Source organism: Ectobacillus funiculus, from assembly GCF_004138295.1.
In the GTDB taxonomy this organism is placed as follows: domain Bacteria; phylum Bacillota; class Bacilli; order Bacillales; family Bacillaceae_G; genus Ectobacillus; species Ectobacillus funiculus.
In genome coordinates this window covers 1-23,275 of sequence record NZ_SCFM01000017.1, presented here as the reverse complement: position 1 = coordinate 23,275, position 23,275 = coordinate 1, and the positions used below count along the sequence as shown (strand labels likewise).

The 23,275-nt window shown below is 40.4% G+C and carries 24 protein-coding genes; 11 read left to right on the top strand and 13 right to left on the bottom strand.

Annotated features, from left to right (window positions below; translation table 11 throughout):
* Window positions 1-180: 180 nt before the first annotated feature.
* Entirely contained in the window at window positions 181-792 is a 612-nt protein-coding gene (locus EP737_RS12985) for a class D sortase (RefSeq protein WP_129728403.1), read from the bottom strand.
* Window positions 789-1,301, bottom strand: coding sequence for a processed acidic surface protein (locus tag EP737_RS12980; RefSeq protein ID WP_129728402.1), 513 nt, complete (start codon window positions 1,299-1,301; stop codon window positions 789-791). Before EP737_RS12980 ends, EP737_RS12985 begins: the two co-directional genes overlap by 4 nt.
* Window positions 1,302-1,539: 238 nt before the next feature.
* Between EP737_RS12980 and EP737_RS12975 the strand changes: the two genes are divergently transcribed.
* The gene (locus EP737_RS12975) at window positions 1,540-3,171 is read left to right on the top strand and encodes a PAS domain-containing sensor histidine kinase (RefSeq protein ID WP_129728401.1); all 1,632 of its coding nucleotides are present in this window, start codon (window positions 1,540-1,542) and stop codon (window positions 3,169-3,171) included.
* Window positions 3,172-3,466: 295 nt separating this feature from the next.
* Here the strand turns inward: EP737_RS12975 and EP737_RS12970 are convergent, their stop codons facing one another.
* The 3 genes from EP737_RS12970 to EP737_RS12960 form a co-directional block, all read right to left on the bottom strand.
* A complete protein-coding gene (locus EP737_RS12970) occupies window positions 3,467-3,691 on the bottom strand; it encodes a YjcZ family sporulation protein (protein WP_129728400.1) in 225 nt (74 codons plus the stop codon).
* Between the two features lie 357 nt (window positions 3,692-4,048).
* Window positions 4,049-5,434: a PH domain-containing protein gene (locus tag EP737_RS12965; protein ID WP_129728399.1), complete on the bottom strand. Its 1,386-nt coding sequence runs from the start codon at window positions 5,432-5,434 to the stop codon at window positions 4,049-4,051.
* Window positions 5,427-5,897, bottom strand: a complete 471-nt coding sequence (locus EP737_RS12960) for a PH domain-containing protein (protein ID WP_129728398.1) — start codon at window positions 5,895-5,897, stop codon at window positions 5,427-5,429. Before EP737_RS12960 ends, EP737_RS12965 begins: the two co-directional genes overlap by 8 nt.
* A 146-nt stretch (window positions 5,898-6,043) precedes the next feature.
* Between EP737_RS12960 and EP737_RS12955 the strand changes: the two genes are divergently transcribed.
* The 4 genes from EP737_RS12955 (at window position 6,044) to EP737_RS12940 (ending at window position 9,540) form a co-directional block, all read left to right on the top strand.
* Window positions 6,044-6,994 carry a DMT family transporter gene (locus EP737_RS12955; protein ID WP_129728397.1) on the top strand — a complete coding sequence of 317 codons (951 nt, stop codon included), beginning with the start codon at window positions 6,044-6,046 and terminating at the stop codon, window positions 6,992-6,994.
* 308 nt (window positions 6,995-7,302) lie between these two features.
* Window positions 7,303-8,553: a 3D domain-containing protein gene (locus EP737_RS12950; protein WP_129728396.1), complete on the top strand. Its 1,251-nt coding sequence runs from the start codon at window positions 7,303-7,305 to the stop codon at window positions 8,551-8,553.
* Window positions 8,554-8,854: 301 nt separating this feature from the next.
* A complete protein-coding gene (locus EP737_RS12945) occupies window positions 8,855-9,079 on the top strand; it encodes a helix-turn-helix transcriptional regulator (RefSeq protein WP_129728395.1) in 225 nt (74 codons plus the stop codon).
* Window positions 9,076-9,540 carry a DUF2178 domain-containing protein gene (locus EP737_RS12940; RefSeq protein WP_129728394.1) on the top strand — a complete coding sequence of 155 codons (465 nt, stop codon included), beginning with the start codon at window positions 9,076-9,078 and terminating at the stop codon, window positions 9,538-9,540. Before EP737_RS12945 ends, EP737_RS12940 begins: the two co-directional genes overlap by 4 nt.
* A 219-nt stretch (window positions 9,541-9,759) precedes the next feature.
* Here the strand turns inward: EP737_RS12940 and qoxD are convergent, their stop codons facing one another.
* From qoxD to qoxA, 4 genes are read right to left on the bottom strand one after another with little or no spacing between them, the layout of a single operon-like run.
* Window positions 9,760-10,071: a cytochrome aa3 quinol oxidase subunit IV gene (qoxD, locus tag EP737_RS12935; RefSeq protein WP_129728393.1), complete on the bottom strand. Its 312-nt coding sequence runs from the start codon at window positions 10,069-10,071 to the stop codon at window positions 9,760-9,762.
* A gap of 2 nt (window positions 10,072-10,073) precedes the next feature.
* Complete coding sequence (gene qoxC, locus EP737_RS12930; RefSeq protein ID WP_129728392.1) at window positions 10,074-10,685, bottom strand: cytochrome aa3 quinol oxidase subunit III; 612 nt, start codon at window positions 10,683-10,685, stop codon at window positions 10,074-10,076.
* A gap of 15 nt (window positions 10,686-10,700) precedes the next feature.
* Window positions 10,701-12,635: a cytochrome aa3 quinol oxidase subunit I gene (gene qoxB, locus EP737_RS12925; RefSeq protein ID WP_129728391.1), complete on the bottom strand. Its 1,935-nt coding sequence runs from the start codon at window positions 12,633-12,635 to the stop codon at window positions 10,701-10,703.
* A gap of 30 nt (window positions 12,636-12,665) precedes the next feature.
* Window positions 12,666-13,541, bottom strand: a complete 876-nt coding sequence (gene qoxA, locus EP737_RS12920; RefSeq protein ID WP_129728390.1) for a cytochrome aa3 quinol oxidase subunit II — start codon at window positions 13,539-13,541, stop codon at window positions 12,666-12,668.
* Between the two features lie 669 nt (window positions 13,542-14,210).
* Between qoxA and EP737_RS12915 the strand changes: the two genes are divergently transcribed.
* The 3 genes from EP737_RS12915 to EP737_RS12905 all read left to right on the top strand — a co-directional run bounded on the left by EP737_RS12915 (window position 14,211) and on the right by EP737_RS12905 (window position 17,158).
* Window positions 14,211-14,879, top strand: a complete 669-nt coding sequence (locus EP737_RS12915) for a C39 family peptidase (RefSeq protein ID WP_246040250.1) — start codon at window positions 14,211-14,213, stop codon at window positions 14,877-14,879.
* A 183-nt stretch (window positions 14,880-15,062) separates the two neighbouring features.
* On the top strand, window positions 15,063-16,241 hold the full coding sequence (locus EP737_RS12910) for a M20 family metallopeptidase (protein ID WP_129728388.1): 1,179 nt from the start codon (window positions 15,063-15,065) through the stop codon (window positions 16,239-16,241).
* Between the two features lie 392 nt (window positions 16,242-16,633).
* Window positions 16,634-17,158, top strand: a complete 525-nt coding sequence (locus EP737_RS12905; RefSeq protein ID WP_129728387.1) for a phosphatidylglycerophosphatase A family protein — start codon at window positions 16,634-16,636, stop codon at window positions 17,156-17,158.
* A 157-nt stretch (window positions 17,159-17,315) separates the two neighbouring features.
* Here EP737_RS12905 and EP737_RS12900 read toward each other — a convergent pair whose 3' ends face one another.
* Genes EP737_RS12900 through EP737_RS12890 form a run of 3 tightly spaced genes read right to left on the bottom strand, consistent with a single transcriptional unit; the run spans window position 17,316 to window position 19,669 of the window.
* On the bottom strand, window positions 17,316-18,716 hold the full coding sequence (locus tag EP737_RS12900) for a nucleoside recognition domain-containing protein (RefSeq protein ID WP_129728386.1): 1,401 nt from the start codon (window positions 18,714-18,716) through the stop codon (window positions 17,316-17,318).
* Window positions 18,694-19,416 (bottom strand): FeoB small GTPase domain-containing protein, encoded by a 723-nt coding sequence (locus tag EP737_RS12895; protein WP_129728385.1) that lies wholly within the window; start codon window positions 19,414-19,416, stop codon window positions 18,694-18,696. The genes EP737_RS12900 and EP737_RS12895 overlap by 23 nt, the downstream gene beginning before the upstream one ends.
* The gene (locus EP737_RS12890) at window positions 19,409-19,669 is read right to left on the bottom strand and encodes a FeoA family protein (protein WP_129728384.1); all 261 of its coding nucleotides are present in this window, start codon (window positions 19,667-19,669) and stop codon (window positions 19,409-19,411) included. Before EP737_RS12890 ends, EP737_RS12895 begins: the two co-directional genes overlap by 8 nt.
* A 481-nt stretch (window positions 19,670-20,150) precedes the next feature.
* On the opposite strand from EP737_RS12890, the gene EP737_RS12885 reads away from it, so the two are divergent.
* The 3 genes from EP737_RS12885 (at window position 20,151) to pstA (ending at window position 22,932) form a co-directional block, all read left to right on the top strand.
* The gene (locus EP737_RS12885; protein ID WP_129728383.1) at window positions 20,151-21,044 is read left to right on the top strand and encodes a phosphate ABC transporter substrate-binding protein PstS family protein; all 894 of its coding nucleotides are present in this window, start codon (window positions 20,151-20,153) and stop codon (window positions 21,042-21,044) included.
* An 82-nt stretch (window positions 21,045-21,126) separates the two neighbouring features.
* The gene (gene pstC, locus EP737_RS12880) at window positions 21,127-22,017 is read left to right on the top strand and encodes a phosphate ABC transporter permease subunit PstC (protein WP_129728382.1); all 891 of its coding nucleotides are present in this window, start codon (window positions 21,127-21,129) and stop codon (window positions 22,015-22,017) included.
* Between the two features lie 3 nt (window positions 22,018-22,020).
* Window positions 22,021-22,932 (top strand): phosphate ABC transporter permease PstA, encoded by a 912-nt coding sequence (gene pstA / locus EP737_RS12875; RefSeq protein ID WP_129728381.1) that lies wholly within the window; start codon window positions 22,021-22,023, stop codon window positions 22,930-22,932.
* A 108-nt stretch (window positions 22,933-23,040) separates the two neighbouring features.
* Here pstA and EP737_RS26020 read toward each other — a convergent pair.
* A partial coding sequence (locus tag EP737_RS26020; RefSeq protein ID WP_205650936.1) for a hypothetical protein occupies window positions 23,041-23,275 on the bottom strand: 235 nt, incomplete at its 5' end.

Here is a 23,275-nt window from a genome sequence, read left to right as displayed (position 1 = left end):
GTGAGCCGTTAGGCGAAGACAGAAGGGGAGTTGCACTTACACTGTATTCCTAAAACTTTTAACTACGGTAAATAACTTTTAGTTGGAAATGTATAATTTCCTACAGTGAGAAATAAGCCTTGAGCACATGTACAAATTGCTTAAGGCTTATTTTACGTATAGTATCGACCCCTTCCTCTTTCATGCGGGTGCTTTTGAGGTCTTCGAATCACCGTGGACATGCTGTGCCACAAGAGCTGCCTCTACTACATATCGTTTTGATGTGTAGCCGATATAGCGGAACGGATAGCATGTCGTGATGGTAAGTGAAGCCTTTGGTTTTGGCACAATAACCGTTTTATCGTTTCGATCGGTAATTTTCATATGTGTAACACGGTACGTAAAGATGCCAGCCTTTGTTTGAATGATAAAATCATCCCCTTTTTGTATTTCGTCCAAGCGGCGAAACACGCTGTCATTATGCCCAGATAATACACAGTTATCGGTCTGGCCGGGCAGAACACTTCTTATATAGTGGCCAACACCTTTTCGCAGCGCTTGTTTATCCGTCCCTTCATAAATAGGTAGACTCATATGCAGGGCAGGAATATCCAATGTTCCGAGGACTTCCCCCTTTGCGGGTGCTCTTAGATAGACAGGCTGAGAATCGAGAGTGGGCAATGTGTGCACTCGTATTTGTTTATAGTGGGACCGCGTGTTACCTTTCGTGAATTGTTGTCCATTCGTATATAAAAGATACCCTCCGATTGTACAAAGCAAGATACCAAGAGTGAAAAAAGCCATTTTTCTCATTTTTTTACAACAAGCCCCTTATAGACAAAAAAGCTTCCGAAGGCTGCCAAGGCAATACCAAATAGGGCATATAGTGTATAGTTACCCGCGGTATCAGGCAATTGTCCTCCATTTTCTGTTTGCTGTTGTTTAGCTAGAATATCAAGAAGATCTAAATCTAATTCAGTTACAAAGGTGTACTCATCTACAGAAGTGTTATATTTACGAAGCAGATTATTAGCTTCAGCCTTTGTATAGCCGTATTTATCCAAAAGAGCCTGCAGTGCTTGCTCCTCCGTTGTGAGTGGTCCGAGGTAGGCTGCTAGGTCATCCAGAGAATCAAAGGAAGCTAATGTTTTTGTTCCACGGGATGCGCGCTCCACGTACATATCCATTATATCTCTTGTCCACCCAATATCCTCTAAATAGATACTGAGTTCTTCCTCTGGAACAGCCGCAAGCGATGAAAAAGGTGCAACAAAGGTGAAAATGAAGACAGCAAAAAGTGAAGCAATGAATGATTTCAACAATGTTTTTTCCTCCTATTTCTTTTATTATGCCTTTATTGTTTTCCAAATAGTTCCGAACATACGAGGAAAATGAGAAAAATTAGAAGGAATTCCGAAAAAACCCAAAGGTAAATTTGGAAATATAAATGTTTGGAGAGTAATTCAAAAGAATTCATTACTTTTTCATTGTAAATTTAGTATAGGAGCGTTAGAATCAAAAAATGTGGAGCTAAGTATAGCGTAAAAGGGTGAGAATGTATTGAATAAGAAAAAGGTTTTAATCGCATATATAACTTTAAGTGTTATTTGGCTATATGCGACAGATTCTTTACTCGAGACTTATATAGATACTTTTGACATTGCATTATGGCAGCGGGTAAAAGGGAGTATATACATCGCCATAGTAGGCGGCTTTATTTATTTTTTATTAAAAAAGGAGGAGAAACTGCAGCACGTTAGGCAGGAGGAGCAAAGGTTATCCACGTTGATTAATGCAATGGTTGATTTTGTCAACTTTAAGGATGGAGAAGGAAGATGGATTCTGGCGAATGAATTCGGCTTGAAACTGTTTCACTTAGAACATGTAGATTACCGAGGGAAAAAGGATTCTGAGCTTGCCCAATATACGTCTTTCTATAAAGAAGCTTTAGAATATTGTGAAATATCGGATGAAGAGACATGGCAAGCGGGTGAATTAACACATTGTGAAGAGAGTGTTCCCCTTCCGGACGGAACCTTTAAGGTATTTGATACAATTAAGGTTCCTTTGTTTTTTGAAGACGGCAGCCGTAAAGGGCTGGTTGTAATTGGACGGGATATTACAGAGCGCAAGGAAGCGAAGAAGCAGCTAGAAGAAAGTGAGCAGCGTTATAAATCGCTGTTTGAATATAACCCGGATCTCGTGTATATGATTGATCTGCAAGGGAATATTACGAACCTGAATCCAATATTTGAAGACTTGATAGGATATAAAAAGGAGGATGTTATTGGAACATCTATTCTTTCGTTTATCTCTGAGAAGGATAAAGAAAGAGTGACCGATGAGTTTTCACGAATTATTGCAACTGGAGTAAGCAGTAAAGGTAAAGAACTGGAGATTGTGCGAAGGGACGGCATGAAAATGAGTTTTGAATGTACGTCCGTTCCCATTATTATTGAAAATAAAGTTGTTGGTGTTACTGGATATGCGAAGGATGTTACGAAAATAAAAGAAACAGAAGAAAGACTGCGACGTGCAGAAAAGCTTTCCATAGTCGGAGAATTAGCCGCAAGTGTTGCGCATGAAATTCGCAACCCGCTTACTTCGTTAAAGGGATTTGTACAGCTTTTGCAAAAGGGAGATGCTGGACATACGCATTATTACAACATTATGTTAAATGAGCTGGATAGGATTAACCATATCGTCGGTGAGCTGCTCGTTCTGGCAAAGCCGCAAACATTGCATTTCAAGAAGGATAATATTATCTCTATCGTGGAGGATGTAAAAGCACTTCTTGAATCACAGACCAACCTATACAGTGCAGAAATTGATATTGAGGCTGAGCAAAATCTGCCTTTGATTGAATGCGAATCAAATCAGTTAAAGCAGTTGTTTATTAACCTTATTAAAAACTCGGTAGAAGCGGGAGCAACAAAAATTCAAGTTGCGTTGAGCCGAACGAAGGAGAATATGGTGCTTGTACGTGTAAGGGATAATGGATGCGGAATTCCGGAGCAACGCATTAAGCATCTTGGGGAGCCGTTCTTTTCTTATAAGGAAAAAGGAACCGGTCTCGGGTTGACTGTGAGCTATCGAATAGTAGAGTCTCATAAAGGGAGAATTGTATTTAAAAGTGAAGTGAATCAGGGAACAGAAGTGGAAATTATGCTTCCAATTTATAATAAATCCTAGTAGCGGTGTTTCAGCTGATGGGCAAGCCAATCGGCGAGTTTTCTTTACTAAAATTCCCCATTCCGTCGAATGAATTTCTAGCTGGAAACCTATACCTTCTTAAAGTGAAATAAGAAAAGCGGACATTATTTGCCCCGTCTCCTGTGGAAGAACAACCTGTGTGCAAAGCATTTTTTGTCTTTTGCATGGTAGGTTTGCTCAGGGACGGAGCGGCAGTGTCCGCTAGACAATAGCTCCAACACAAGGAGCTTTTTTAAGAGCAGAGGGTAGGGCTTGTTAGAGAGAGGCTAGTGATTTAGCAGTAGTAAGGCCCGTAGCCGTAGCCGTATACAGGAGCGCAGCTTTGACCGCCAAATCCGCCACACCAAGTTGCACCGATAATAATCAATAAAATAAACAGCACAATAATTAACGCAAACTCCTTTGAAAATCTACTACCGCCTTCTTTATGGTCTTTGTGGTCTTTGTGGTCGGTATGGTCGTTGTTATATGGGCGAAACGGTTCTCCAATTTCATGCATACAGTATTCCTCCTCAGATGTAAGTATAAAAGATACAATGTAGAATATGCATTGGGAGGATGATAGGAGCCTATTCGATTTTTGATTGGGCTTGTGTATATATAGGCTGAAGAAGAATAATGGGAAAAAAGAACAGGGAGCTTGATTGAGGAAGAGGGAATTGTCCATATGACAGTCACCTCTTTTTTTTTTTTTGCAGGAAGCAACATGAAATATAGCTTCGCCCAAAGGTTTGTCTTCTGTATGGATAGGAAAAGCTGCAGATATCCACACTTCTGATACAAATACTGTGTAAATAGAATATGCCTAAGATTGCTATGATAGCTCAACCTTAGACATATTAAGAATGGTTTTGTGTTAACATATGACTTTTTTTCTTCTATTCATTTGATATAAAGATACAATGCGCTTTGCAACAGGTGTTGGTACATATGAAAGCTCAGCAGCATGACCAACAAAACTAGATATATGGTGGACAGCAATGGTGCTGTAGCCGCGCTGTCTTCCAAAAGGTGTTGTATATATTTTTACGCATTGAATGCGTGACATTGGGATAATGGCTGTCCATTTCGCAAATCGTTGCGATGTGAAGGCGATATGATAGTCTGTTACATCCCATGCAGCAGTTTTACCTTGTAGATATCCGAGCCCTGCCGCTATCAAAATAAGCGGGACGGTAATCCAAAGCGTCCATGCCTTCCAAAAGAACAGTAGTAATGTCCAAGCTGTCATGATGATGTTACGCCAAATAGGAGCTCTCTGGAACTGTCTTGGAAGCGGTGTTTTTCCTAAAGGGAGTGTATATTCTGGGGTGTAGTAGGTTATCCAGCTGTTTAAATCTCGTTTCTTTAAGAGAGGAAAGAGAACATTATCAAATGATCCGTCTTCATCGCTCGATGAGGTAAGATGTGCACGTACGCTCACATAACCGAACAATGCTTGCAGCGGATGTTGCATAAGTACGAGACTTTGTATTTGCCCTGCACGGATCCGCATTGTTCTGCGATTCCAAAGACCTTTCGAGATTGTGAGCACACCCTCGTTTCGTTCTAATGTAAAACCATAATATTTGCTTGCGACAACTAGGGAGGCGATGATCCAAAGAAGCAGCACAGCCCCAGCTAGTCCAGCAATCCATAACCAGAGCTCTTGATGCTTCCACCATTCCTTTTTTTCGAGAATGTGGTCTGGACTCCAAAAGTCACTTAGGAGACCAATGACTGCACCCATGGCAACAAGCGTTGCGGGAGAAGATGCGCCGTATAGAAAAAGCTCTTTGCCAGTAAAACGATATGCCGTGTATGAATGTTGCTCTTCTTCTAGCCATTCTTCTGCCAAATGATCTGGGATGTAAGAAAGTATAACGTCTGCCTCTTTGCCGCCAGCTGCGGTTTCTAGCTTCAATGTTACAAGGCCGCACAATTTCATAATTGGATTAGCACTGCGGTCAACAGCTGTAATAGCACTTCTAGGAACGCTTGTTTTTGTTTTTGTCCATATTCCGCTTGCGATACGAATTTCTTTGTCATTCCATTCATATGTAAATGAACGCCACTTTAAAAATTCAAAGATGAGGAGAAGGAGAATAAGGCCGATCAATATGCCAAAGTTCGTGAGAAATGAAAATCCTTCTCCTTTGTGCATGGCTTGTCCGAATGAAAAAAGAATCGGTAAAATCGCCGCCCATAGAGAACGAATTGCCCCCATAGGAATTACGAGCGGATGGCGGCGGTAGTTATACATGTTTTTCCTCCTTTAGACGCTGCAAAAGTAAGTCGCGGAGCTCTTCTGCTTGATACAAGTCAAGACCGCGAATATGATGCTTTGTTGCAGCAGTTTCAAGCTCGACATTAGCTAAATTTGCTCGCCGTAAAAATGGATCCTGCCCAAGCTGTACATGCTGCACACGAAATAAGGGAACAACCGTTGTTTTCTGTGACCAGCCGCCATCATATAGCCAAACATCCTGTTCTGTGATGCGGTATCCATGAAATCGCCAGCGTAAGCGCGGTAAAATTCCTATTTGTAAAATAGACCATATGAGAAGCAAACCTCCGATGATGGCAAGAGGAAAGAGGGGAATGTTATAATGCTGCGCATAGAAAAAACCGACTCCAAATACAATCCAAATGATAGCGTGCATAAGTGCGGCACGCTGTTTCCATACAGTGATTGCACGGTACGGAACCTTTTCGAATTCCTTCATTTCTAATCCTCCAGTATCTATAATTCCATTTTTATCATATAAGATTGGCACTAGGAAGAAAATGCATTTTTAATGAAATTTATATTACGTTGCAGAAATTTTTTGTATAATTTATAAGGCTAAAAATAAATATGAGGAGGGAAGGCATGAAGGCGATTGCATTGGGACTATTCGCATCCTTCTTTTTTGCTTTTACATTTATCCTGAATAGGGCTATGGATTTAGAGGGTGGGAGCTGGATTTGGAGCGCAGCACTGCGTTATTTCTTCATGATACCTCTCCTTCTAGTGATTGTAGGGGTACGCGGTAAGCTCACATCCTTGTTTCTTACGATGAAAAAACAGCCTTTTCAATGGTTCATATGGAGCTTTATTGGTTTTGTTTTATTTTATGCACCGCTTTGCTTTGCGGCTTCGTTTGGACCAGGATGGCTTATTGCATCTACATGGCAAGTGACTATCATTGCTGGTATTTTGCTCACACCCTTGTTTTATAAGCGTGTGAATGGAGAACGGGTGCGCGAACGAATGCCGTTAAAGGGATTTAGTATGTCGCTTATTATTTTTACAGGTGTTATGTTCATGCAGGTTGAGCATGCGTCAGCATTAGGAATCAAGGAGGCGCTAGGCTGTATTGTGCCAGTCATGATTGCTGCTTTTGCGTATCCACTTGGAAATCGGAAAATGATGGAGGTATGCAAAGGAAGGATAGGGCCATTTGAGCGTGTGCTCGGTATGACGATTATGACACTGCCGGTTTGGCTACTATTAAGTGCGTATGAATGGAGCGTCTCCGGTGCACCGTCTAGTAGTCAGGTGCTGCAATGCTTTTTTGTGGCAATTAGCTCAGGTGTAATCGCTACTGTTTTATTTTTTGCTGCAACAGACTTAGCAAAGGGAGATGTCCGAAAGCTAGCTGCAATTGAAGCGACACAATCCGGAGAGATTATCTTTGCTGTGGGCGGAGAAATGCTGATGTTATCTGCGCCGCTGCCATCCAGTGTTTCTTGCATTGGTATGGTGCTTGTTATGCTGGGGATGATTTTACATAGCTTTGCTTCTCACAAGCGGCAAAAGACCAAGTTAAAAGCGTCTTAATGCTGAATAGAAATAGAAAAGTGCCATTTACGGCACTTTTTCTATTTCTATATTATATTTGTTGTTTTTTGCTAACATATTTTTGAAATTTCGTTTCTCTAAGATGAGTAAAATTAATGAGCTAAATTGTAATTTATAGTTGTAAGAAATTGGTTGTAAATTGGATTTTATGTAATAATTTGTAATAAAAACCAAAAGAAAATCAAAAATTTTATTCATATATAGAGAAATTCTATATTTCTTAAAGTGTTTGTAAAGGAATTGAAACATTTTTATGTTATAAATAGTACAGAGAGAGGGGTAGAGGCATGAAGTATATGAGGCGAATAGCAGGACTTATACTGACAGGTGCTCTATGTATTTCGAGCACAGTTGCAGCCCGTGCCGAGGAAAACGGCGATCAATTGGGTCAGTTGCAGCAGCAATTGCAGCAAAGTGATACAAGCATTCAGCAAAAGGAGCAGGAAAAGCAAGCAGTTTCAGCAGAAATACAAGGCTTGCAGCAGGACCTGCAGAGCATTAACAGCATCGTTGCAGAAAATGAGGCTGAAATAGCAAAAGTTCAGCAAAGCATCAAGGAAACGAATGAGCTTATTGAACAGAAGAAAGCAGAAATTATTAAATTAGAGGATAAAGTACTTGCTCGTAAGGATGTTATGCGTAATCGTGTTGTATCTATTCAAGAAAATGACAATACGCATGTAATTGTTGATATTATTATTAACTCTGATAATTTGGCAGAGCTGCTAGAGAGAATGCAGGCCGTTTCAACATTGCTAAATGCAGACCAAGACATTTTACAGATTCAGCAAAAAGACCTTGAGCAAATTGAACATGATAAAGAAATTATTAAGCAAAAAGAGGAACTTCTTGAGGCTGATAGAGAGAAATTGGGCAAACAGCAGGTGGAGCTTCAAAACAATGTAGCAAAAAAGCAGCAAGCTTTGCAGGCAGTGCAAGCAAAGTATAATGACATTAATAACTCTATTGCCCTTGCCCAACAAGAAAAAGCGAATATAGAGGCAGGCATGAAAGCGATTGAGGCTGAATTAGCTCGACAAGCGGCTGCTGCAGCGGCTGCTGCAAAAGCGCAGCAAGAAGCACAAGCGCAGCAAGAAGCACAAGCACAGCAAGAAGCACAAGCGCGGCAAGAGGCAAAAGCGCAGCAAGAAGCACAAGCACAGCAAAAGGCACAAGCGCAGCAAGCGGCAAATGCACAGACGCCAGCTGCTAACTCTGACTCTTCTGCTAAAGACTCTTCAGGCGGACGCGAGTTATATGTAACAGCAACAGCGTACACGCCGTATGACGGTCCATCTCATGAACAAATCACAGCATCAGGCTACGATATTGGTGCAAATCCAAATATGAAGCTAATTGCAGTAGATCCTAGTGTGATTAAGCTCGGTACGAAGGTATGGGTAGAAGGATACGGTTATGCGATAGCTGGGGATACAGGTGGAAAGATCAAAGGTCATAGAATTGATGTTCTTCTGCCATCTAAGGGAGCTGCAGCTAACTGGGGTGTAAAACAAGTTAAAGTTATTGTGTTTGATTAATAAAAAAGCATTGTCCTTCTGGACGATGCTTTTTTTTATTTAAGAAAGTATAAATTTCCAGCTAGAAGCAAGCTCAACGTATCAGGAAATTTTGGGGATGAAGTGAAGCTGCAACTGCGCTTCTGTCCTCGTCTAACGGCTCACTAATCAACGAGTTTTCTGGATAACTTCTAGATCCAAAACCCTTTATCATAAAACTTATAAAGGGCATTACTTTTTATACCTCAAAAACCAATTTTATCTATTTTTTGTTAAATATACTTAACTTTTTGTTGATTCGATTATACAATAGCTCATAGAGGTGGTGTATTTGAGTATTGAAAATAAGGTTAGAGAATTGCGCGCACGATTTCAGTTCTCTCAAGGAGTGTTGGCGGAGCGAACTGGCGTTACCAGACAAACGATAGCTGCTATTGAAAAAGGCGATTATGTTCCTTCACTTTTGCTTGCATTAACAATTTGTAATGTATTTCAAATGAAAATGGAAGATGTATTTTGGTTAGTGGAAAAGGAGGAAAGGGTATGAATGCAGTGCTTCGTTCTTATTTACTCAATATTTTATTCGTTTTTTTATTTGGTTGGGGGATATTGGAGTTATATCGTTCTAATGTACGATTCTCTTATATTTTGCAAAATCCAGCGCCACTTTGGGGAATAACGATGAATGTTAGCCCGTTTATACTGGCATTCTTATTAAGCTTTATTATTATGTATGTATCGAGAAAGCAAAAGCAGACAAAGCTTTCTTTTTGGCTGTTTCCTTTGTTTTTCCCAGAGGCTGATGAAAGGGAGCAGGAAATCACTGCCAAAGCATGTCGCAGCGCATTTATCGCCATTTGGACGGTTGTCCCATTTTGTGCATGTCTTTTACCGTTTTACCCTATTATTTCTTCATCCTTTCCTGAATATCCCATTTATCTGCTTCTATTTATCCTTCTTGTTCAAATGACTGTTTTTCATATTTCTTTGTACCGTAATCGTATGTAGAACAAATAAGTGTACTGATCACACTAAGTAGAGATACAGAAAACATAAAGAAAACTCGCCGATTGGCGAGCCCTGTCCTTAGGCGAAGCCAAAGGTGTAGTTGCACTTACACTTTATTTCTAAAATTTCTTGCTACGTCGAATGATCTTCCAGCTAGAAATTTATCCTTTCTTAAAGTATAACAAAATGGCAGTCTCTGTGAAGAGACTGCCATTTTCATTACATTGTAAAGAAAATCCAAATTGTACCACCGACAGTAACAAGAGCAATAAAGAAACTGAAGATGATCGTAATCGTTTGTGTAATTCCTTCTCCTTCAGACATATGCATGAACATCACAAGCTGTAAAGCAGCTTGTAAAAATGCCATAATCCCAATGACTGTAATAATTGTAGAGAAAGGAAGTGATGTGTACAGTGCTAAATATAATGCTGCAAATGTTAGTACTAAGGATAAAACAAATCCGAAAACATGTGACCAAGGAAACCCTTTATGATGGTGTGAAGCTGATTGTGTGTTATGCTGTGCCATAATTACGCCACCATCCCGTTCAAGTATACAAATGTGTAGATGAAAATCCAAACTACGTCAAGGAAGTGCCAGTATAATGAAATGATGAACACTTTTCTTGCTGTAATTGGCGTTAAGCCGTGCTTCGCAAGCTGGATAATAACTCCGATTGCCCAGAATGTTCCGACTGTAACGTGGGCTCCGTGCGTTCCAAGAAGAGTAAAGAAACCTGATAAGAAGCCGCTTGTTTGAATTGTTGCGCCTTCATGCACATAAGTCGCAAACTCATTGATTTCTAGGGTTAAGAAGCCTAAGCCTAAAAGTAAGGTAATAACAAACCAAACAATAAGACCTTTTAAATTATGCTTGCGCATTTCATGAACTGCGATACCGCAAGTGAAACTACTCGTTAAAAGAAGGAGTGTTTGTGCCAACAACGGTCCTAGTTCAAAAAGATGCAGCGGTGTTGGGCCGTCTGCTGTACGGCCCGCCAACACCAAGTAAGAAGCGAAAAGCGTTGCAAACAGAACAATTTCCGCTCCAAGGAAAATCCAGAACCCGAGGATATTCAAGCGGCCTTGGCCGTCTTGATATTCCAGCGGAGCATTTTTGTATTCTTCACTCACTGCTGCCATTGTGCTTTCACCTCTCTATGCTACTTTTTCTGTCTTTTTAATTTCTTCTACGGCAATGTAGTATCCATTGTCATAATCAAACGAACGCAGGTACAATCCGATTGCGATACCAACACCGCCAACGATTGCAACTGGAATCCACTGGAATATTAAACCGAACCCAGCGATAAAGAAGATAATTCCCAATGGGAATGCCAGGTTTGTGTTGCTTGGCATGTGAATTGGTTTAATATTTTTCACATCAACATGGGACTCGCCATTTTTCTTCATGTGCCACCAAGCATCTAAGTGCTTGATTTCTGGAAGAGCAGCGAAGTTATAATGCTGAACAGGAGATTGTGTTGCCCATTCAAGCGTTCTGCCATCCCATGGATCACCTGTTAGGTCACGCTCGCCGTAACGCGCGCTCCATACGATGTTATAGCAAAGAATTAAGAATCCGATACCCATCATTACCGCACCAACAGAGGATAGTTGGTTTAAACCTAACCAGCCAGGAATGCTTGAGTCATATGTGTACATACGACGAGTCATACCATCTAAACCTAAGAAGAATTGCGGGAAGAAACAAACGTTAAAGCCAAGCATGAACAACCAGAACGTCCATTTCCCTAAACGTTCGTTTAGCATATGACCGAACATTTTTGGATACCAATAAATTAAACCTGCAAACATTGCAAATACTGTACCAGCGATTAACACGTAGTGGAAGTGGGCGATTAGGAAGTAGCTGTTATGGTATTGATAGTCAGCTGCTGCCATCGCAAGCATTACCCCTGTCACACCGCCGATTACGAAGTTTGGAATAAATGCCAATGTCCAAAGCATTGGTGTTGTAAAGCGAATACGCCCTTTATAAAGCGTGAATAACCAGTTAAAGATTTTTACACCTGTCGGAATCGAAATCGCCATTGTTGAAATGGAGAAGAACGAGTTAACCGCCGGGCTGTTACCCATTGTAAAGAAGTGATGCAGCCATACAAGGGCACTTAAAACTGCGATTGCGATCATTGAGTATACCATCGCATTGTAACCGAATAGACGTTTACGAGAGAATGTACTTACTATTTCAGAGAAAATACCGAACGCTGGTAAAATAACGATATATACTTCAGGATGACCCCAAACCCAGAACAGGTTCGCCCAAAGCATTGGCATACCGCCGTCTGCCAGTGTAAAGAAGTGCGTACCGAATGAACGGTCAAATGTCATTAAAGCAAGTGCCACTGTTAATACTGGGAAAGCAAAGATAATAATGACACAAGTAACTAAAATAGACCATGTGAACATTGGCATTTTCATTAGTGTCATACCAGGTGTTCTCATTTTTAAAATCGTAACAAGGAAGTTAACCCCTGTCATCAATGTACCAATACCGGCAATTTGCAGTGAAACTGCGTAGTAGTTATTGCCGATGCCAGGTGTGAACTCTGGACTGGCAAGCGGGAAGTACATTGTCCAGCCTGCATCTGGAGAACCACCGATAACGAATGCAATGTTAAATAGCATTGCACCTACAAAGAACAACCAAAAGCTAACTGCATTCAAATATGGGAATGCTACATCGCGAGCACCAATTTGCAGTGGAACCGCGATATTCATTAAACCGATTACGAACGGCATTGCCATAAAGAGAATCATAACAGTACCGTGCGTTGTAAAGATTTCATTATAGTGCTGTGAATTTAAATACGGTGAGTCAGGAAATGTTAATTGCGCACGCATCATCATTCCGTCCATACCGCCACGGAATAACATTAATATGGCAGAGATAATATACATAACGCCAATTTTTTTATGATCAACGCTTGTTAACCAATTGTCCCAAAGCCATCTCCATTTTTTGTACTTTGTCAGCACATAAATGACCCCGAGTGTTACAAGAACGATGGAAGCATCCGCACCGTAAATAATCGGGTCACCTGTGACAAAAAATTCGTCAAGCTTCACTTTAGTCACTCCAATCTTAATTGAAAGTTATTATTTCTTGTTCTTGTAGTAGTTATAGTCACAATACTCAAGAGAATCTGGATCTACATAATTTAGATGGTTGCTTGAGAACGTCATCCGACCTACTACACCAGGCTCAATAATTTCGTTATATTTTTCTTTTGTTAGTTTAGAAGCAGTTCCCTTTACTTCTTTTACCCATTTTTCATAGCCTTCTTGTGTTTCAGCTTCAACTGTAAATTCCATATCGGCGAAGCCTTTACCAGAGAAGTTAGCACTGCGACCTAAATAATCTCCAGGATGGTCAGCTTGTAAATACAAATCCATAACCATGTCATCCATTGTATATTTCATACCGCCAAGTTCTGGTACCCAGAAGGCATTCATTGGGCCAACTGAAGTAAGTTTAAACTTAATTGGAGTATCTTCTGGAATCTTTAAGTAGTTGACTGTTTCAATTCCCTCTTCAGGATAGCTGAATAGCCATTTCCAGTTTGCGGATGTAACATAAATTTCAATTGGTTTTTTGTCTTTCGTACTTTCTGGAGGTTTCTCCAGTGCATATGTTGTTTTTACTGTTGGAATTGCCAAGGCAATAACAATAATGACAGGAACCAATGTCCAAATGATTTCCAACAGCGTGTTGCCATGCTGATCAGGAGGCTCATACCCCATATTCTCAGGCTTCTCACGATATTTAATGATGATAATCGTGAATAATGCAAATACTACCACAATGATCACTAACATTAGCCAAAATGACCAACTAATCAAGTCCTTTAGGCTTTGCGCATTAGGACCTTGTGGGTTCAAAACGGCCATCTTCATATCGCAGCCACTAAGGAACAATACAAAAGATAGTGGAAGAAGTGAAGCAAGTTTCCAAAATGCTTTCTTAGATTGCACGGTATAAATCTCCTTTCTGTTTTGACTGTCACTATGCCAATAAAATAATATAAACCTATGAATCTTTTATTAGCAATAGTGTGACGAATATTGTTGAAAAATAGACACAAATAAACCCCTGTTTGTGAGTCTTATTACAGACTGTGTGCTAAATCCGCAGCACAGCCATATTGTATACTATTTTAAGCACCGCATCTCCATATTCTAAATTTTCTTTCGGAATAAAGTGATGGCAAAATAGATAATATGTTTCTTATTTGGATATTTAAGGGGAAGGTTTTAGATAAGATTACTATTTTGAATAGTTTTAATATTCTAAAAACTTCTTTCGTGAAATAATGTTAAATATATTCCCTTACTGTAACTTAAGAGAATGCAATTTAACGGAAGTCTAATTGTTTTGCTCCATATCTATCTATAATAGGAGATATGTTTTAAGAAAACAAAGCCGCATAAATCTCTTTTCAGGTAAAAAGGAGCAGAGAGATGCTATTCCTTTGTAGGTCCAATCAGGAAAAAAATATGAGTTTTCGAGAAGTCCTTCCTCTTGTACAATAAGAAGAAAAATAATTAAATGGAGTATCCAATATGCTCAAAGTGATGAAATATGCAATAAGTTTTGTGCCATTTGCGCTTTTTGCTTCCGCATGTGCCTCTGATTTTCCAGATATGATAGAAAGACAAAAGGACAAGTTAATTCAAGAAACAGAGGAATTAGGTACAAAGCTGCAGTTATATTTAAAGAAACAAGCGACAATTGAGCATGTTCCTTTTTTGCAGCAGCTGCCGGAGTTGCAGAGAGGCTGCGAGGTGACCAGTCTGGCAATGCTGTTACAATACGGTGGCGTGAATGTTGACAAAATGACGCTTGCGCAGGAAATTGCAAAGGTTCCATTTCAAACAGCCGGCAAGCATGGCAATCCTAATGAAGGATTTGTTGGGAATATATATACGTTTTCGCAACCGGGATATGGGGTCTATCATAAGCCGATCTATGAACTCGCGCAACGGTATGCACCTGGAAAGGTGATAGATTTAACAGGCCGTGATATCGAGGCTGTATATAAAATGATCGGCCTCGGGTCGCCAGTTTGGGTTATTACAAATGCTACGTTTCAGTCTTTGCCAGATAGCAAATTTGAAACATGGCAAACAAGTGCAGGAGAGGCGAAAATTACATACCATGAACATAGCGTGGTAATTGTCGGGTATGACGAAACATATGTATATGTAAATGATCCATTAGAGACCGGACCTAGAACAGCGCATCCACGAAAGCAGTTTGAACAAGCGTGGGTGCAAATGGGAAAGCAAGCCATTTCTTTATTACCGGAGTAACAACTTTTCTGTAGCAGAGAGGATGGCTTTTGCTTTTTAATATTTATTCAGCGCTCTTGTCGTTAGAAAGATGGAGTGTATCAACTTTTTCTATGCATTTCTTAAAGAAGAGTGTACTATTTTTTGGTACAATAAAAGGAAATATAGCTGTCACCGGAAACGGTAAAGAGGGGGATGAGGAGGATGGGAACAGACATGAAAGCAATTGTGACAAAGGAACAGCTTATACAGTGGAGAAGATATCTACATATGTATCCAGAATTATCCTTTCAAGAGGAGAAAACATCTCAATTTGTATTTGATACGTTGTGTACCTTCTCACATTTAGAGGTATCGCGTCCTACAAAATACAGCGTAATGGCTCGATTAATCGGGGAAAAGCCAGGGAAAACGATTGCAATTCGCGCTGATATGGATGCATTGCCTATCCAAGAGGAAAATGAGTTTGCGTTCGCGTCGAAGCACCCAGGTAAAATGCATGCATGTGGGCATGATGGACATACTGCGATGCTCCTCGGTGTGGCATATGAGCTTTCGCAGCGTAAGGATGAGGTTTGCGGCGAGATTCGCTTTTTGTTTCAGCATGCTGAGGAGGATTTTCCAGGCGGGGCAGAGGAAATGGTACAAGCCGGTGTGATGAATGGGGTAGATTATGTAATTGGTGCGCATCTTTGGTCTCCGCTTCCAGTAGGGAAAATTGGTATTGTTTATGGTTCTGCAATGGCATCACCTGATGTATTTCGAATTACGGTATTTGGAAAAGGCGGGCATGCAGGCATCCCTCATGAAACGGTTGACAGCATTGTGATTGGCATGAATATTGTATCGCAATTACAGCAAATCGTGTCCCGGCACACAAATCCTTTAGATCCTCTTGTTGTTTCTGTAACGCAATTTCAAGCTGGTACTACACATAATGTCATTCCGGATAAAGCAGAAATTGCCGGAACTGTCCGGAGTCTCCGCCATGATTTGAGGGGAATTACAGCAAATCGTATTGAGAAAATAGTCAAGGGAGTAACGGAAGCTCACGGGGCATCCTACACATTTGCTTATGAGTATGGATATCGTCCTGTTGTGAATAACGATGAGGTAACAGCTCATATAGAGAAAACTGCGCAAGAGCTGTTCGGAAAAGAACATGTTGTTTCGCTTGCTCCAACGATGGCAGGCGAAGATTTTTCCGCCTTTTTGGAAAAGGCGCCGGGCTGCTTTTTCTTTATTGGTGCTCGCAATGAGGAAAAGGGTATTATGTATCCTCATCATCATCCGCGGTTTACGATTGACGAGGACGGACTTCCGATGGGAACCGCTCTATTTGTTGAAGCTGCACTCAGCCTTCTCCAAGCAAATGCTGACTAGGGGAAATAACTTTGCTTCATGATACGTAAAATGTATAACTACGGAACCTTTCGTTTGAAGGGTTCTTTTTTTACACTTTAAGAAAGTATAAATTTCTAGCTGGAAGACAATTCGACGTAGTCGGAAATTTAAGGAATACAGTACTACATCTCTGTCCTTTCCTAACGGTTTATTTATCGATGAATTTTAATTATCGAATATTGATAATACCTTGAACTACTCACCGCTTACTCGCTACCGCTCCTTGAAGCGGGGGGCTTCTTCGAGAAAATGATAAAGGAGGAGAACGTAGTGAGGGAGAGAATCAGCACAGGAGATATTCTCCTCGTCTAGAAGAGAATCTGATTGCAGAATATAAGCAATGATTCACGAGGGAAAAGGAGGCTGTTAATATGGATCATTCTTTTGTTCCAAGTAATGAGGTGCAAAATGCTGCGATGCAGGCTTTACAAGAGCGCGGGATTCGAATTGAGGATATTGCAGAATTAACAATGTTCTTGCAAAAGGCATATATTCCGGATTTGACAATGCAGGATTGTATAGAGAGCATTGAGCACGTATTAAAGAAGCGAGAGGTACAGCATGCGCTATTAACAGGGATTGAGCTTGATCTATTGGCTGAAAATGGTAAGTTATCCGCACCGCTTCAGCAGTTGATTAAACAAGATGAGAGCTTGTATGGAATAGATGAAATACTAGCTCTTTCTATTTTAAATTTGTACGGCAGTATTAGTTTTACAAATTATGGGTATATTGATAAGTTGAAGACAGGGGTTTTGCAGGAGCTGAATGATAAGTCATCTGGAAAGGTTCACGCGTTTTTGGATGACTTAGTAGGAGCGATTGCAGCAGCGGCATCAAGTCGACTTGCTCATCGCTACAGAGTGAAACTGGAAGGCGACGTCTTTCTTTCCTAAAGCAAACAGGGACGGCTAGACTAAACCGTCCCTGTTTTTAGGAAGATAAACTTCTAACGAGAAGTTTATTCTACGTAGTAGAAAATTTTAGGAATAAAGAGTAAGTGCAACCATGTTTTTGTCTTCGCCTAGCGATTTGCCAATCAGGAAGTTTTCTTTATACAAGTCCAAGCGCTCTTACAATTTGTGCAACAAGGAATGTTATCACTATAGCAAGAACTGTCGGAATGGCGAAGGATAAAAATGTCCATTTTATACTTTTCGTTTCTTTATAAATATTAACTAATGTTGTACCGCAAGGGAAGTGGAGGAGTGAAAATAACATCATATTTAATGCGGTTAGCCATGTCCATCCCTGATCAAGAAAGATTTGCTTCAGTTGTGTTAAATCCTCTACTTCTGTCAATGATCCTGTTGCTAAGTAGCCCATCAGCAAAATTGGTACGACAATTTCATTTGCTGGAAGACCAAGGATGAAGGCGGCTAAAATAAAGCCATCTAATCCAAGAAGCTGAGCAAACGGATCAAGAAAGTTCACGATATACATTAAAATACTTGTATCACCGATATAAATATTAGCTAATACCCATGTTAATATAGCGGCGGGTGCGGCTACTATGACGGCCCGTTTCAATACATATACTGATTTATCGAGAGTAGCCCGAATAATTGTATTCCAAAACTTCGGCTTACGGTAAGGCGGCAATTCTAGTGTGTATTGAGTAGGAACTCCTCGTAATGCAGTTTTGGAAAGAACCCATGATACGGTGAGAGTGATAATTATGCCAAATACAACCATTCCAACGACGACAGCCGATGTGACAAATGTTTGTAGACCACCTGTATAGCCGGCCGCCATGAACAAGGAAGCAAGAAGGATGAGCGTCGGCCATCGACCATTACAAGGAACGAAATTGTTTGTCAGAATAGCGAGTATGCGTTCGCGCGGCGATTCGATAATCCGTGTCGACATAATCGCAGCGGCATTACAACCAAAACCCATTGCCATTGTTAAGGATTGCTTACCGTGAGCTCCGGCCCTTTTAAAGAGTCGATCCATATTAAAAGCCACCCGCGGCAGGTACCCATAGTTTTCTAACAGAGCAAAGGCAGGAAAGAATATGGCCATTGGAGGCAGCATAACGCTAATTACCCAACCAGTTCCACGGAATAGGCCGAGAACGAGCACCCCGTATAGCCAATCTGGCGCATGCACAGCTTTGAACCAAATTGTTAAGTAACCCTCTATCCAGCCAAAAAACTCAGCCAACATAGAGGAAGGGATATTGGCCCCGGCAATTGTTAAGTAAAAAATAGCAGAAAGCATGGCAAGCATAATCGGGAATCCCCAGATAGGAGATGTGAAAATATTATCGAGTTTCTCAGAGCGGCGCAGCCTTTCCCGATCTTTATAAGAAACAACCGTCTCGCAAATACTATGCGAGGAGCGGTAAATGCTTGCAACAATATCATCATGGATACTTTCTCCGGCTAAGTGTTTTGCATGTTGAACAAGCTGCTCAAGAGAAGGCGCTTCATTGGCTGAACGATACTCCATTAACAAAAACCTCCTTCATAGATGGTGTTTTATAGTTTTGCTGTAGGGTTTCCAACAAGCTTTTATCGCCATCGAGCATACGCAGTGCTACCCAGCGGATTGGGTATGCATCTTGAAATAGTTTCTTTACCTCGGGTTCAAGCGCAGTAATCATTTTTTCAATAGAATCACTGTACCTTACTTGATATGGCTTTGGTTCTAATGTCCCTTTTGCTACGAGTTCAATCGTATCAAGTAACTGCTTCAGACCCGTTTTATTTCTAGCTGAGATTTTTACAACAGGCACACCAAGCGAGTGAGACAACTTCCCTGCATCCACCGTAATTCCCTTTTTTTCTGCTTCATCTATTAAATTTACACATACAACAACATTGTTTGTCATTTCCATCACTTGAAGAGCAAGATTCAAATTTCTCTCCATTGCGGTAGCGTCGAGCACTACGACGGTCACGTCAGGTTTTTCAAAAATAATATAATCGCGTGCAATTTCTTCGTCTGCAGAATTAGAGTGAAGGGAGTATGTGCCGGGCAAGTCAACAATGATATAGCCTTGCTCATTGTGTAAATATTCTCCCTCTGCTTTTGCTACAGTTTTTCCTGTCCAGTTACCCGTATGCTGCCGTAATCCCGTTAATGTATTAAACAGTGTACTTTTTCCGGTGTTCGGGTTTCCTGCTAGGGCAATGCGATATTTACTCATACTGTTCATCTCCTATACTTTTGCAGAATATAAGGGAGCTTTCTTCTTTTCGTAACGCGATAGTTGTACTGCTTACTTGATAAGCAACAGGATCTCCAAGCGGGCTTTTTTGAAGCACCTTAACAATAGCGCCTGGAATAAATCCTAGATCGAGTAATCGACGTTTTAATGTCCCTTGAAGCTCAATCCGTTCTAATCTGACGATATGCCCCGTTGTGAATTGAGAAAGGGGCTGACTTTTAGTTGAATCCATAAGAGTTATCCCACCTCTATTTTTTTAGTATAAGCTTAAAAATTTGCCTTAGGGAAACTTTTCGTTAATAAAATATTATTTAATTCAGCCGTTTGTTGTCAAGATATATTTCTAACGTATTCGCTACAATTTGAAATTGTGCTAACTGAATTGCCCTAAGGCAAAACTTTTTGTGCAGAGAATTTTGTAAAGAAAAAGAACGTGAAGAGCACATTTCGTTTACAATCCGTTTACAAAAGGTTTTTTCCTTGAAAAGAAAAGTCTATTTTTCTAAGAATTATCCGTAAAAATCCTTAATTTTCATGCGTATATAATGGGCTGTAGTGCGAAGAATACAGTACATACACACCTTTACTTAAAATTAAAAAACGCTTAACACTAACATAATATTGTTGTCCTACAATGAGGTTGTGCTTAAGAGGATGGCACGAAAGAGTTAGTGTCAAAAATGAAAAAGCAAATAATGGGGGTCCAAAAAAACATGGCTAAAAAAGGTTTTAAATTCACGATTGCAGCTTTACTTATTACTGGCGCGCTTGCTGGATGCGGAAAAGCTGAAGACACAGCAAACAACAAAACGACTGATAATACTGCTAAGCAAGAGGTGTCTGGAACAATTACGGCGGCTGGTTCTACAGCATTACAACCGCTTGCTGAAGAGGCTGCGACTGAATTTATGGGAGACAACCCTAAGGTATCTATTACAGTACAAGGTGGCGGAAGCGGAACGGGTATTAACCAAGTAGCATCTGGTGCAGTTCAAATCGGTAACTCAGATGTTCCAGCTAAGGATAAAATTCAAGATGAGGCTCAGGCAAAAGAGCTTGTTGATAATAAAGTAGCAGGTATCGCGTTTGGTGTAGTAGTAAATAAAGACATCACGGTTGACAATTTAACAGTTCAACAAATTACGGATATCTTCTCAGGTAAAATCACAAACTGGAAAGAAGTAGGCGGCAAGGATGAGAAAATTAACGTAATCAACCGTCCTGCATCCTCTGGTACTCGTGCAACATTTGAAAAGACGATTTTAAATGGCACAAAAGCGAACGACAGCATTGGTACAACACAAGATTCTAACGGTGCGGTAGAGCAAGCAGTTAACTCAACTCCTGGTGCTATCAGCTACCTTGCAATGTCTTATATGGTTGGCGAGAAAAAAGACGCATTAAAAACAGTGAAAATTGACGGTGCAGAACCTACTACTGAAAACATTGCTGCAGGTAAATATCCGTTCTGGTCTTATGAGTATATGATTACAAAAGGTGAAGCAAAAGACGCAGTAAAAGCTTACATTGATTTTGTTGCTGGTGAAGATTTTGCGGCAAAAGTAGAGGAAATGGGTTATATCCCAATGAAAGAGCTTAACAAATAATACAAACGGGTGATGGGCTGGCTACCAAGCCAGTCCTAGTCCTGTTCATTTTTATATCGTGTAGATAGGGTGATAAAAGAGGATGAAGGGGCAAAAACAAATCAATTATATAAAAAGCGAGTATATAGGAAGATCGCTTGTTACGTTTTGTGGAATATTAATAGTAGCTATTACACTGGCAATCATTGGGTTTATTTGTGCAAAAGGTATTCAATCTTTTACCCAAAGCGGTATTTCTTTTGGGGAGATGCTGACGTCTACAAAATGGAATCCAAATAGTGAGCAGCCAGCATTTGGCGCTTTGATTTTTATTGTAGGTTCTATGGTTGTATCAATTGGAGCTGTTCTTATTAGTGCACCGATTGCAATCGGGCTTGCTATTTTCATGAATTTAATTTCACCAAAGTTTGGAAGCAGGGTTCTAAAGCCTGTTCTTGAGCTTTTAGTTGGAATTCCTTCTGTTGTATATGGTTTATTAGGGGTTACGATTCTTATTCCTCTTTTGCGCGATTCGTTTGGGGGGGTTGGTTTTAGCTTAGTGGCAGGAATTGTGGTGCTTAGCATTATGATTTTACCAACTATTGCTAGCATTGCGTCTGATGCAGTCCGTTCTGTTCCGTTTGAATATTTAGAAGCTTCTTATGGTCTTGGCTCTACAAAATGGCAAGCTATTAGCCGCGCTATTGTTCCGGCGGCAAAAAGCGGCATTTTAACTGGAATTGTGCTTGGATTAGCCCGTGCATTTGGCGAGGCGTTGGCTGTACAGATGGTAATCGGAAATACAATTAAGCTTCCAACAAGCTTATATAGTCCAACATCAACACTGACGGGCATTTTAACAATGGATATGACGAATACTTTAAACGGTACTCCATGGAATAATGCATTATGGACATTAGCTATGATTCTGCTCCTAATTTCTTTTATCTTTATTTTAATCATTCGAGCGATCGGTCAAAGAGGTGGACGCTAACTTATGAACGCAAGAACAGTCAATAATATTTGGACAGGGATTTTATATGTCTTAGCATCCCTAGTTGTCGTTTTATTAGTTTTTTTTATGTATCAAATTCTCTCTAAAGGCTGGGGATTCTGGGATCCTGACTTTTTATTTGGACAGCCTAGCAACACAAGAGCTGGCGGGGGGATTGCCCCACAATTGCTTAACTCGTTTTACATGCTGTTCCTCACGCTGCTTATATCTATCCCGCTCGGACTTGGAGCCGGCATTTATTTAGCAGAGTATGCGAAGAGGGGACGATTTTTAAACTTTGTCCGTTTGTGTATCGAAACGATGGCTTCACTTCCTTCTATTGTTGTAGGCTTATTCGGCTTACTAGTGTTTGTTACATTGACAGGCTGGGGATATACGGTTATGGGCGGCGCGCTTGCGCTTACGATTTTGAATCTCCCTAGCTTAACACGTGTTTGTGAAAATGCGATTGTAGATATTCCAAATAGTGTAAAAGAAGCAAGCTTAGGGCTTGGTGCTACAAAATGGCAGACAATTGTAAGAATTATGATCCCTTCTGCAGTGCCTCAAATTATCACAGGTGTTATTTTAGCAGCAGGAAGAATCTTCGGTGAAGCGGCAGCCTTAATCTTTACTGCAGGATTAACAACTCCGTTTCTTAACTCAGCAGCAGATTTTAGCAGTCCAATGCATCCGCTTAATCCGTTTCGTCCTGCCGAAACATTGGCGGTTCATATTTGGAAGCTAAATTCTGAGGGGATTGTACCCGATGCAGGTTTAATTGCAACAAAATCTGCGGCAATTCTAATTGTGATGGTTCTTATGTTTAATGTACTAGCTCGTCTATTAGCTAGTGTGCTGCACAGCCGTTTTTCTGGAACAAGGGTACGTAAAACGAAAACAAAAGCTGCTTGATGTAAAAGCCGTTACTTGTCATAAGGTAATGGCTTTTTTTCTTTTGAGAAAGTATAAGTTTTCATCTGGAAGATCATTTGATATGGTGGGTGAGAGTTGTTTCAGGAGTTATTTATCATATTTCATCCAATATATTAGCAAAGTAGAGAGCCGGAGAAAAATTAAAAAGAAGGGTTGCATTTGAAGTTTAAAGTTGTTATATTTATATTCGCTGCTGTGAGCGGCAAACATAAAAAATAACTTTTGATAAAAGTTATTGACAATGAGTTTTGAAAGTGATAAGATGTAAAAGTCGCTTTCAGGCGATGGACAAGTTCTTTGAAAACTGAACAAAACACAAAAC